Raw genomic sequence first — 12083 nt, 5'->3', positions numbered from 1 at the left:
GCTTTCTTGAATCAACAAAGTCTACCCATTTTTTGGATAGACTTTTCGTTATTTTACGCTTTCTTCTTTTTCAAAAAATAAAACAACCTGTTTGGCTCCATCTTTTATATGAAACCATAGCCAGTCAAATACTTCATTGATTTCTTCTGTTTTACCTGTAATAACTGCTGTGGAAGCCATATATTTAGAACCGTTGATAACGGTTAGATTCCCATCCAATTCACCATCAATTCGAACATCCCCATTTTTTACAACAAGGTCACCTTTTACGACCTGTCCTTTAGGAACAATGACTGTTTCTCCTTCTACAATAACGTTTTCTTGTTTTGTAAAAGAAAATTGTTGCTCTTCATTAAAATTAGAAAATAATGCACTACTCATTAACAAAAAGAATAACGCTGCTGCAGTAAGAATTGGATGGCGTCGCAACCATCTACTGACACCAGCATGAGATCTTTCTTTTGGAAGTCTATCCATAACCGATTTTTTAAAATTAGATGGAGCCTTTACATGAGCTGCTCCTTTTATGAAGGCAACTACATCACTAAGCTCATGCATATGCTTCTGACAATCGACGCATGACTGCAAATGAGTTTTAAGCTCAAGCTCATGTTCACGGCTTATTTCACCATCTAAATATTCATGCATATAGTGAACAATTCGCTCTGGACACGCATTCATCGTGATTACCTCCTATAAAAAGTTGGGCTGTTTACTTAACTGTTTTCTAAGTGCTTCTCGGCCTCTATGAATTCTAGTTTTAACTGTTCCAAGTGGCAATTCCAATATCTCACTTATATCTTGCAAAGATAATTCTTCCATATATTTCAACACAATTGCCGAACGATACTTGTCTGGTAATCGGCTTATTTCATATTGAATGCGATCTTGTAGTTCGAGTTTCATCAACTCTTCTTCCGGAAGCTCTTCTGCCGCAGCAATCTGAGAGTACATATTAAGTCCTTCTGTACCCGCAACTTCCGCATCTAAATAATAATCTGGCTTCTTTTTTCTTATACGATCAATACATAAATTTGTCGCAATTCGGTACAGCCAAGTGGAAAATTTTCTTTTTTGATCAAATGTATGAATATTAATAAAAGCTCGCACAAATGCTTCTTGGGCTATGTCTTCTGCCTCGTGACGATTTCCTAACATGCGGAAGCATACTTGAAAAAGTCTTTGCTGATACAGGTCCACAATCTCCGCGAATGCGTCTTTGTCCCCTTTTAACACTTGTTTTATTCGTTTGTTCACTAACGCATCCATGGTGATTCCCCTCCGCTCTTTGCGGCTGTCTTACCTATACGAGTAAAGGTTCCAACAGGTTTCATTTTTTTTATATTAATTTAATTTTACCAAATTTTTTCCTCTTTGTGTTATTAAATAAAAAGAAAAAGCAGACTTAAGTGTCTGCTTTCGTCTTAGAAATATTCATAATACGGCATCTTATACTGATTTAAAAACACTTATCAGGCGAAACAGCCTAAGTTTGCTGCGAGCTTGCGCAGGGCAAGTGTATTTATTAGTGATTGCCTTTTAAACGAGGCTTTCCCCAAACAGAGAGCCCATAAGTGCAACAGCAACGTCTGCTGTTTTATTTTTTTCATCTAAAATTGGATTTACTTCCACAAATTCTGCTGAAGTGATTAAGTTGGACGAATAAAGCATTTCCATCGCTAAATGGCTTTCACGATAGCTAATTCCCCCTGGAACTGGTGTCCCAACACCTGGAGTATAAAGCGGATCAATACCATCAAGATCTAGAGACAAATGTACCCCATCTACTTCGCGCTCACGGAAATATTCAATCGTTTGGTTCATCACTTCTGTCATTCCAAGCTTATCAATTTCATGCATAGAAAAAACTTTAATACCTTTTTCCTTGATTAGTTCACGTTCACCGGGATCTACCGATCGTGCGCCGATAATAACGACGTTTTCTGGTACTATCTTCGGAGTTGTTGTGCGAATTTTCACGAGGTCAGTATGTCCTAATCCAAGACTTACTGCTAATGGCATACCGTGTATATTCCCTGACGGTGAAGTTTCTTCCGTATTTAAATCTGCGTGTGCATCGTACCAAATTACTCCAAGATTTTTATATTTATCTGCCAAACCAGCTAACGTACCAATGGCGATACTATGATCTCCACCAAGAACTAAAGGGTAATCCCCTTCTGCTAAAATTTCCATCACTTCGTTTGCCAGTTTTGTATTGCCCTCTACAACCTCTTCCAGATTTCGTAACTTTTTGTTATTCGAAATCTCTTTTCTTCCTATTACTATGTCACCTTTGTCTTTTACATTATGTCCTAGTGACTTTAATCGTTCAATCGCTCCTGCGTATCGAATAGCACTTGGTCCCATATCGACTCCTCGTCTATTTTGACCAAGATCCATTGGTACACCAATAATAGTTATATTTAATTTATTCATAATTTTATACTCCCCTCCGGTTATACACCTATTGTAATACCTGAAGGGCACTTGGCTCAACCCAACAAAATCATGAATATTTATTCATGAGTTGAACGAGGTTATTTTTCACTTCTTTCCATTCACTATCAATAATTGAATAAACTACTGCATTTCTAACAGTTCCATTTGAACGTATGCGCTCATTTCGCAAAACGCCTTCTTTTATTCCACCTATACGTTCAATTGCTCGTTGTGAATTTACGTTTAATTCGTCTGTTCTAAATTGGACACGTATCATACCAAGGTTTTCAAAGGAGTGTTTTAATAGTAAATATTTACATGTAGTATTAACATGTGTTCGCTGAAATTTTTTCCCATAGAATGTGGATCCGATTTCACACGCATAATTTAACGTATCAATGCCATAAATTCTTGTTGTCCCTATAATTTCTTTTGTTTCTGTATGCTCGATTACGAAAGTGAGAGCGGTTTTGGCGATATTCATTTGTTCAATTCCAGCTCGAAGCCATTGGTCAAACTGTTCATAGTTCTCTATTTTATTTAGCATAAATTCAAAAATCTTTGGATCGTAAAGCTCCCACAACCGTTGAATATCAGATTCTTCTAATGGGCGTAGCGTTAAATCGCCAAATACAATTTTTTCTACCAAATTCCAACACCTCACTTTTTTCTATATCATAATAGAAAGATATAGGTGTTGAAAAGCATTATTTTCTTTTAATCTCACCTACGTATACTGACTGTGGACGGAATAGAGCCTGATCATCCACTTGCTCTATCACATGTGCACTCCATCCTACGATACGTGCCACACTAAACGTTGGTGTAAATAAAACTGTTGGCATATCTATTGAACGCATAATTGCTGCAGCGTAAAACTCCACATTCGTATATAGTTTTCTACCAGGTTTGTACTTTTCTAAAAGCCCTGTGATTTCTTTTTCAGCCTTGGTTGCCAAATCTAACCATGGATCTGAGCCTTGTAAACGTAAACACGCTTCTCTTAATAAAATCGATCTAGGATCCTCCGTTTTGTATATACGATGACCGAATCCCATCACCTTTTCTCCATTTTTAATTTTTTCTTCTATGACTGGTCGAATCCTGGATTCATCTTTTATTTCTTCTAGCAAATTTAACACTCCGGATGGCGCGCCTCCATGTAAGGGTCCTTTCATCGTACCAATTGCAGAAGTGATCGCTGCTGGTAAGTCCGACTCGGTGGATACGGTAACTCTCGCTGCAAACGTAGAAGCATTTAACCCATGTTCCATTGTCAGTTTTAAATACGTTTCCAATGCCTCCACTTGTGTTGAAGTCGGTTTCACGCCATTTAACAACCACAAATAATTCTTCGTGTGCGAGAAGTCATCGTTTGTTTCTATTATTGCTAAGCCCAGTTTCTTTCTATAGTGCCTTGCTACAACGACTGGAAGAGCACCTGTTAGAACAATTGCCTGCTCCATCATATTCATTTGCAAAAATTCAGTAGTAGCAAAAGCTGAGATTGCTGTTCTCATTACATCCATAATAGAGACTGTCATCGGAAGTGCATCTATTATATTTTGAACATGTAAAGGGAGTACTCTTCCTTCTTTTAGCTTTTTATTAAACTGAAGAAGCTCTTCTTCTGTTGGTAGCTTGTCGTAGAACAAAAAATATGCTACTTGTTCGAATGAATAAACTGGTATTAACTCCTTTACGTCGGTACCCCGATATCTTAGTACTCCATTTTCTCCGTCTACTAAACTAATTTTTGTTTGCACCGCAACAATGCCTTTTAATCCTTTTTGAAACATATTAATTCCCCTTCCTTTTCCTTATTATATGAAAGATATATAATTATTAAAATTAAATAAAGTCTATTATGTTGATTAATATTATTAATTAATAAAGGAGAATCTTAATGGAATATCAATGGTTGAAAACCTTTATAGCGGCTGCCGAAACTAATAATTTTAGAAAAGCATCTGAAATACTGTTAATGTCACAGCCAAGTGTTACTGTCCATATAAAATTATTGGAAGAATATCTTGGAGTTTCTCTCTTTGAACGAACTAATAAACGAGTGCACTTAACCGAAGCTGGTAAAATGTTTTATATAGAAGCTAAACAACTTACTAAAGGTTTTGAGGTAAGTGTGAATCGTCTCCATGCTTTTACAGAAGGATATACTCACAAATGGAATATTGCTATATCTCCTTTAATGGCCGAAACCATTTTACCTTATATTTTGCGTTCCTTCATGAACAATCATCCATATCTTGAAGTGTCCATACGAGTAGCAGAATCTAGTTCCATCGAAGATTTAGTGTGTAGTGGAGAAGTTAACATTGGCATTTCAGCTATAGATGCTACAAGAAAAAGTATTCAATCTATCGAACTTTATAAAGATCCACTTATATTTATTGTTCCTACTGATGCTTATGATGATGAATCAGGACCATTTTTAGATGCAGAGGACTACTTAAAAGACAATTACTTATTTACTCATCATCATCCAGTCGTTTGGGATCCCCTTCTTCTACAAATCCGCAAGAAAGTGTTGAATTTGAAAACGATGAAGGTAACGCAAGCCTATATAGTAAAACGTTTCATTCAAGAAGGTCTCGGTACATCATTTCTGCCAAAGTCCATTGTGAAAAGGGAACTTTTAGAAGGGCGTGTAATGAGTATACCTTTTGATTTGTTTCCACTTCCCGAAGTAAAGACTTTTCTTTTACTAGAATCATTGGGGGAACTAGAAAAAGAATTTATAAAAAAGATTTCCCAATATTATTTTGGCTAATAATATTTTTAGTAAAGGTGGAAAAGAGATGAAGAAACAAATATATCTAATTAGACATTGCCAAGCGGAAGGACAAGAATCCAATGCATCCCTTACTAAGAAAGGATATATCCAAGCTATTCTGCTTAATGAATTCTTAAGAAACATGAAAGTTGACCGTATTATATCTAGTCCTTTTTTACGTGCCCTAGAAACTATTGAACCTTTTGCAAAGAGCAAAAGTATAGACGTTCAAATCGATGATCGACTAGCAGAACGTGTACTAAGCTCCTTGTCGATGCCAGATTGGCTCGATAAATTGAATGAGACATTTAACAATATGGAGTTAAAACTAATAGGAGGAGAATCAAGTGTTGAAGCACAAGAACGTATATTAGAAGTAATAAATGATATCTTAACTACTGAATTGGAAAATACTATAATCGTGACACACGGAAATATCATGTCTTTACTATTGAATTATTACGATAGTAATTTTGGATTTGAGCAATGGAAATCGTTAAGAAACCCCGATGTGTTTTTATTGCAGTTCACCAATAACATTTGTTCAATCGAGCGTGTATGGGAAAAGTAAGTTCCAACGAAAAAAGGGTATTCCAATCGAATTGGAATACCCTCTTATTCATTATATATTTTATGGAGCCTAGCGGGATCGAACCGCTGACCTCCTGCGTGCAAGGCAGGCGCTCTCCCAGCTGAGCTAAGGCCCCTTAATAAGTTTTATATTTATGTACGATATGGCTGGGGTACCTGGATTCGAACCAGGGCATGACGGAATCAAAATCCGTTGCCTTACCGCTTGGCTATACCCCAATAAAATGGTGGAGGGGGGCGGATTCGAACCGCCGAACCCTAAGGAACGGATTTACAGTCCGTCGTGTTTAGCCACTTCACTACCCCTCCAAAGCTAAGTATGAAAATAAATGGTGGAGGATGACGGGCTCGAACCGCCGACCCTCTGCTTGTAAGGCAGATGCTCTCCCAGCTGAGCTAATCCTCCTGGGTTATAACAATAAGCGGCGCATTTCTGCGTCAACTTCTTTCGCTTTCTTCTCCTGTAAAACCGGACAAATATAATAATAACATATTTACCATACTAAGACAAGTAGTTCTTTTTTGATTGCCCCTACTTAATATGTAAGCTTCCAACCGGATTTGAACCGGTGACCTCTTCCTTACCATGGAAGCACTCTACCTGCTGAGCTATGGAAGCGAAGACAAAAAAATGGCTCCGAAGGTAGGACTCGAACCTACGACCAATCGGTTAACAGCCGATTGCTCTACCACTGAGCTACTTCGGAACGATATGTTTAATTAAAGTACAAATATAATTATAACAACTCTTTTTTTTATTTCAAGTTTATTTTAACAATTTCTCTAAAATTTTATAGAAGATTTTCGAACTTTAACTACAGAGATATAAAACTGGTAGCTTTAAATCATTTCCTAGGCAATAAACGATGTTAGATCATTGGCATGAAACAGCGAGAATTTAGATAGAGTAGTTCCAATACGGAAAATCCTTTACCCCTAAGCAGTTAGAAAGCGGCAGAATGAGACCAATCAAACTCTCAATAAAAAAGCTGTTATGCAGAAAAAATTAGTCGTTATATAATATCCGATTTAAAAACAAGATAATTGCATGCATCAAAAAAAGCCGTTACCGATTACTCGGTAACGACTTTTTATAGTGCCTAGCGACGTCCTACTCTCACAGGGGGAAACCCCCAACTACCATCGGCGCTGAAGAGCTTAACTTCCGTGTTCGGTATGGGAACGGGTGTGACCTCTTCGCCATCATCACTAGACTGTACGGCTTTCAATACACATCGTACTTCTTCGTCAACTTCATTCGTTCGGTCAGTCACGTACTTGAGTACGCTCCTTTCCTCTCTCAATCGTTTCCTCGAATTACTCGTGTCTTGAAACCCTCTTACTAGAGCGCTTGTTCACTCAAAACTGGATAAAAGACATTGATGAATTCAAATTCATATTTGGTTAAGTCCTCGATCGATTAGTATTCGTCAGCTGCACGTGTCGCCACGCTTCCACCCCGAACCTATCTACCTCATCGTCTTTGAGGGATCTTACTTACTTGCGTAATGGGAAATCTCATCTTGAGGGGGGCTTCGTGCTTAGATGCTTTCAGCACTTATCCCGTCCACACATAGCTACCCAGCGATGCTCTTGGCAGAACAACTGGTACACCAGCGGTGTGTCCATCCCGGTCCTCTCGTACTAAGGACAGCTCCTCTCAAATTTCCTACGCCCACGACGGATAGGGACCGAACTGTCTCACGACGTTCTGAACCCAGCTCGCGTACCGCTTTAATGGGCGAACAGCCCAACCCTTGGGACCGACTACAGCCCCAGGATGCGATGAGCCGACATCGAGGTGCCAAACCTCCCCGTCGATGTGGACTCTTGGGGGAGATAAGCCTGTTATCCCCGGGGTAGCTTTTATCCGTTGAGCGATGGCCCTTCCATGCGGAACCACCGGATCACTAAGCCCGTCTTTCGACCCTGCTCGACTTGTAGGTCTCGCAGTCAAGCTCCCTTCTGCCTTTACACTCTTCGAATGATTTCCAACCATTCTGAGGGAACCTTTGGGCGCCTCCGTTACACTTTAGGAGGCGACCGCCCCAGTCAAACTACCCGCCTGACACTGTCTCCTACCCGGGTTACGGGTATGGGTTAGAATTTCAATACAACCAGGGCAGTATCCCACCGACGCCTCCTCCGAAGCTGGCGCTCCGGGCTCTAAGGCTCCTGCCTATCCTGTACAAGTTGCACCAAAATTCAATATCAAGCTATAGTAAAGCTCCACGGGGTCTTTCCGTCCTGTCGCGGGTAACCTGCATCTTCACAGGTACTATAATTTCACCGAGTCTCTCGTTGAGACAGTGCCCAGATCGTTACGCCTTTCGTGCGGGTCGGAACTTACCCGACAAGGAATTTCGCTACCTTAGGACCGTTATAGTTACGGCCGCCGTTTACTGGGGCTTCAATTCGCACCTTCGCTTGCGCTAAGCACTCCTCTTAACCTTCCAGCACCGGGCAGGCGTCAGCCCCTATACTTCACCTTACGGTTTTGCAGAGACCTGTGTTTTTGCTAAACAGTCGCCTGGGCCTATTCACTGCGGCTCTTCTAGGCTATACACCCAAAAGAGCACCCCTTCTCCCGAAGTTACGGGGTCATTTTGCCGAGTTCCTTAACGAGAGTTCTCTCGCTCACCTTAGGATTCTCTCCTCGACTACCTGTGTCGGTTTGCGGTACGGGCACCTATCACCTCGCTAGAGGCTTTTCTTGGCAGTGTGAAATCAGGAACTTCGGACTAAGTCCTCGCCATCACAGCTCAATGTTACAGAGTGCGGATTTGCCTACACTCACACCTTACTGCTTGGACGTGCATAACCAACAGCACGCTTACCCTATCCTTCTGCGTCCCCCCATTACTCAAACGGTGGTTTGGTGGTACAGGAATATCAACCTGTTGTCCATCGTCTACGCCTATCGGCCTCGACTTAGGTCCCGACTAACCCTGAGCGGACGAGCCTTCCTCAGGAAACCTTAGTCATACGGTGGATGGGATTCTCACCCATCTTTCGCTACTCATACCGGCATTCTCACTTCTAAGCGCTCCACCAGTCCTTCCGGTCTGACTTCAACGCCCTTAGAACGCTCTCCTACCACTGATACCATAGGTATCAATCCACAGCTTCGGTGATTTGTTTAGCCCCGATACATTTTCGGCGCAGCGTCACTCGACCAGTGAGCTATTACGCACTCTTTAAATGATGGCTGCTTCTAAGCCAACATCCTGGTTGTCTAAGCAACGCCACATCCTTTTCCACTTAACAAATACTTTGGGACCTTAGCTGGTGGTCTGGGCTGTTTCCCTCTTGACTACGGATCTTATCACTCGCAGTCTGACTCCCAAACATAAATCATTGGCATTCGGAGTTTGTCTGAATTCGGTAACCCGGGATGGGCCCCTAGTCCAAACAGTGCTCTACCTCCAAGATTCTAACGTTTGAGGCTAGCCCTAAAGCTATTTCGGAGAGAACCAGCTATCTCCAGGTTCGATTGGAATTTCTCCGCTACCCACACCTCATCCCCGCACTTTTCAACGTGCGTGGGTTCGGACCTCCAGTAAGTGTTACCTTACCTTCATCCTGGACATGGGTAGATCACCTGGTTTCGGGTCTACGACCACATACTCATTCGCCCTATTCAGACTCGCTTTCGCTGCGGCTCCGTCTTCTCAACTTAACCTTGCATGTAATCGTAACTCGCCGGTTCATTCTACAAAAGGCACGCCATCACCCATTAACGGGCTCTGACTACTTGTAGGCACACGGTTTCAGGATCTATTTCACTCCCCTTCCGGGGTGCTTTTCACCTTTCCCTCACGGTACTGGTTCACTATCGGTCACTAGGTAGTATTTAGCCTTGGGAGATGGTCCTCCCAGATTCCGACGGAATTTCACGTGTTCCGCCGTACTCAGGATACACTCAAGAGAGAATGAACTTTTGACTACGGGGCTTTTACCCTATCCTGCGGACCTTTCCAGATCGCTTCGTCTAGCTCATTCCTTTGTAACTCTATATAGAGTGTCCTACAACCCCAAGAGGCAAGCCTCTTGGTTTGGGCTCTTCCCGTTTCGCTCGCCGCTACTCAGGGAATCGATTTTTCTTTCTCTTCCTCCAGGTACTTAGATGTTTCAGTTCCCTGGGTTTGCCACAGATGCGCTATGTATTCACGCAAATGTACTGCTCCATTACGAACAGTGGGTTTCCCCATTCGGAAATCTCCGGATCAAAGCTCACTTACAGCTCCCCGAAGCATATCGGTGTTAGTGCCGTCCTTCTTCGGCTCCTAGTGCCAAGGCATTCACCGTGCGCCCTTATTAACTTAACCATTCGGCTTCCAATTCACTGCTTGTGTCTTGAAATCCTCAAAAATAGTAGTTAAAAGTACTACACAAAAAATAATCACAAATGTGATTACAAATTGAATTTCTTGAATTTGTTTCTTTCAATGTCGTTTTATCCAGTTTTCAAAGAACAAGAGTTGAATCTTCATATAAAATGAACATTCAAAACTGAACTGCAAAACGTTAAGATACAGATAAAAATCTGTATTCCGATATTATCCTTAGAAAGGAGGTGATCCAGCCGCACCTTCCGATACGGCTACCTTGTTACGACTTCACCCCAATCATCTGTCCCACCTTCGGCGGCTGGCTCCCGTAAGGGTTACCCCACCGACTTCGGGTGTTACAAACTCTCGTGGTGTGACGGGCGGTGTGTACAAGGCCCGGGAACGTATTCACCGTGGCATGCTGATCCACGATTACTAGCGATTCCGGCTTCATGTAGGCGAGTTGCAGCCTACAATCCGAACTGAGAACGGTTTTATGGGATTAGCTCACCCTCGCGGGGTTGCGACCCTCTGTACCGTCCATTGTAGCACGTGTGTAGCCCAGGTCATAAGGGGCATGATGATTTGACGTCATCCCCACCTTCCTCCGGTTTATCACCGGCAGTCACCTTAGAGTGCCCAACTAAATGCTGGCAACTAAGATCAAGGGTTGCGCTCGTTGCGGGACTTAACCCAACATCTCACGACACGAGCTGACGACAACCATGCACCACCTGTCACCGCTGTCCCCGAAGGGAAAGATCTATCTCTAGAACGGTCAGCGGGATGTCAAGACCTGGTAAGGTTCTTCGCGTTGCTTCGAATTAAACCACATGCTCCACCGCTTGTGCGGGCCCCCGTCAATTCCTTTGAGTTTCAGTCTTGCGACCGTACTCCCCAGGCGGAGTGCTTAATGCGTTAGCTGCAGCACTAAGGGGCGGAAACCCCCTAACACTTAGCACTCATCGTTTACGGCGTGGACTACCAGGGTATCTAATCCTGTTTGCTCCCCACGCTTTCGCGCCTCAGCGTCAGTTACAGACCAGAAAGCCGCCTTCGCCACTGGTGTTCCTCCAAATCTCTACGCATTTCACCGCTACACTTGGAATTCCGCTTTCCTCTTCTGTACTCAAGTCCCCCAGTTTCCAATGACCTTCCACGGTTGAGCCGTGGGATTTCACATCAGACTTAAAGGACCGCCTGCGCGCGCTTTACGCCCAATAATTCCGGACAACGCTTGCCACCTACGTATTACCGCGGCTGCTGGCACGTAGTTAGCCGTGGCTTTCTAATGAGGTACCGTCAAGGTACGAGCAGTTACTCTCGTACTTGTTCTTCCCTCACAACAGAGTTTTACGATCCGAAAACCTTCTTCACTCACGCGGCATTGCTCCATCAGACTTTCGTCCATTGTGGAAGATTCCCTACTGCTGCCTCCCGTAGGAGTCTGGGCCGTGTCTCAGTCCCAGTGTGGCCGATCACCCTCTCAGGTCGGCTACGCATCGTCGCCTTGGTGAGCCGTTACCTCACCAACTAGCTAATGCGCCGCGGGCCCATCCTGTAGTGACAGCGAGATGCCGTCTTTTAACATTTCCACATGTGAGGAAATGGATTATTCGGTATTAGCCCCGGTTTCCCGGAGTTATCCCAATCTACAGGGCAGGTTGCCCACGTGTTACTCACCCGTCCGCCGCTAAATCAGAAGAAGCAAGCTTCTTCGTCATTCGCTCGACTTGCATGTATTAGGCATGCCGCCAGCGTTCGTCCTGAGCCAGGATCAAACTCTCCATAATAGAGAACTTAAAAAGCTCATTTTGTTTTGCTGGCATCATCATTAAATGATGTCAAAATTGTTTTGCTATCAAACTAACAGAGTTAGTCTTTCAAGCTGTATGTCTTAACGTTTTGCATGTTCAGTTTTCAATGTT

The 12083-nt window shown here is 42.7% G+C and carries 7 protein-coding genes, 6 tRNA genes and 3 rRNA genes; 2 read left to right on the top strand and 14 right to left on the bottom strand.

Going from position 1 to position 12083, the window contains the following annotated elements; genetic code table 11:
* Positions 1-48: 48 nt before the first annotated feature.
* From ACTSKG_RS13610 to ACTSKG_RS13590, 5 genes are all read right to left on the bottom strand, one after another.
* The gene (locus tag ACTSKG_RS13610; RefSeq protein WP_464755098.1) at positions 49-681 is read right to left on the bottom strand and encodes a zf-HC2 domain-containing protein; all 633 of its coding nucleotides are present in this window, start codon (positions 679-681) and stop codon (positions 49-51) included.
* 12 nt (positions 682-693) lie between these two features.
* On the bottom strand, positions 694-1269 hold the full coding sequence (gene sigW / locus ACTSKG_RS13605) for an RNA polymerase sigma factor SigW (RefSeq protein ID WP_464755097.1): 576 nt from the start codon (positions 1267-1269) through the stop codon (positions 694-696).
* Between the two features lie 270 nt (positions 1270-1539).
* On the bottom strand, positions 1540-2439 hold the full coding sequence (gene rocF, locus ACTSKG_RS13600; protein ID WP_464755096.1) for an arginase: 900 nt from the start codon (positions 2437-2439) through the stop codon (positions 1540-1542).
* A gap of 70 nt (positions 2440-2509) precedes the next feature.
* On the bottom strand, positions 2510-3091 hold the full coding sequence (locus ACTSKG_RS13595) for a GNAT family N-acetyltransferase (RefSeq protein ID WP_464755095.1): 582 nt from the start codon (positions 3089-3091) through the stop codon (positions 2510-2512).
* Between the two features lie 58 nt (positions 3092-3149).
* The gene (locus tag ACTSKG_RS13590; protein WP_464755094.1) at positions 3150-4241 is read right to left on the bottom strand and encodes a citrate/2-methylcitrate synthase; all 1092 of its coding nucleotides are present in this window, start codon (positions 4239-4241) and stop codon (positions 3150-3152) included.
* 107 nt (positions 4242-4348) lie between these two features.
* On the opposite strand from ACTSKG_RS13590, the gene ACTSKG_RS13585 reads away from it, so the two are divergent.
* On the top strand, positions 4349-5230 hold the full coding sequence (locus ACTSKG_RS13585) for a LysR family transcriptional regulator (RefSeq protein ID WP_464755093.1): 882 nt from the start codon (positions 4349-4351) through the stop codon (positions 5228-5230).
* Between the two features lie 28 nt (positions 5231-5258).
* Positions 5259-5804 carry a histidine phosphatase family protein gene (locus ACTSKG_RS13580; protein WP_464755092.1) on the top strand — a complete coding sequence of 182 codons (546 nt, stop codon included), beginning with the start codon at positions 5259-5261 and terminating at the stop codon, positions 5802-5804.
* 63 nt (positions 5805-5867) lie between these two features.
* On the opposite strand, the gene ACTSKG_RS13575 is transcribed toward ACTSKG_RS13580, so the two are convergent.
* The 9 genes from ACTSKG_RS13575 to ACTSKG_RS13535 all read right to left on the bottom strand — a co-directional run bounded on the left by ACTSKG_RS13575 (position 5868) and on the right by ACTSKG_RS13535 (position 11948).
* Positions 5868-5940 (bottom strand) — tRNA-Ala (locus ACTSKG_RS13575).
* Between the two features lie 28 nt (positions 5941-5968).
* Positions 5969-6043, bottom strand: a tRNA-Gln gene (locus ACTSKG_RS13570).
* A 6-nt stretch (positions 6044-6049) separates the two neighbouring features.
* Positions 6050-6133 (bottom strand) — tRNA-Tyr (locus ACTSKG_RS13565).
* Between the two features lie 21 nt (positions 6134-6154).
* Positions 6155-6230, bottom strand: a tRNA-Val gene (locus ACTSKG_RS13560).
* A 140-nt stretch (positions 6231-6370) separates the two neighbouring features.
* A tRNA-Thr gene (locus ACTSKG_RS13555) sits at positions 6371-6443 on the bottom strand.
* A 13-nt stretch (positions 6444-6456) separates the two neighbouring features.
* Positions 6457-6531: transfer RNA gene (locus ACTSKG_RS13550), tRNA-Asn, on the bottom strand.
* 391 nt (positions 6532-6922) lie between these two features.
* Positions 6923-7038 (bottom strand): 5S ribosomal RNA (rrf, locus tag ACTSKG_RS13545).
* A 186-nt stretch (positions 7039-7224) separates the two neighbouring features.
* Positions 7225-10152, bottom strand: a 23S ribosomal RNA gene (locus tag ACTSKG_RS13540).
* A 241-nt stretch (positions 10153-10393) separates the two neighbouring features.
* Positions 10394-11948 (bottom strand): 16S ribosomal RNA (locus tag ACTSKG_RS13535).
* The 16S, 23S and 5S rRNA genes sit together here with 6 tRNA genes alongside, the layout of an rRNA operon.
* Between the last annotated feature and the right edge of the window lie 135 nt (positions 11949-12083).

The organism is Psychrobacillus syltrankelensis (assembly GCF_055454035.1).
Note: the sequence above shows the minus strand (reverse complement) of the source record. Positions and strands in the feature narration are given on the sequence as shown.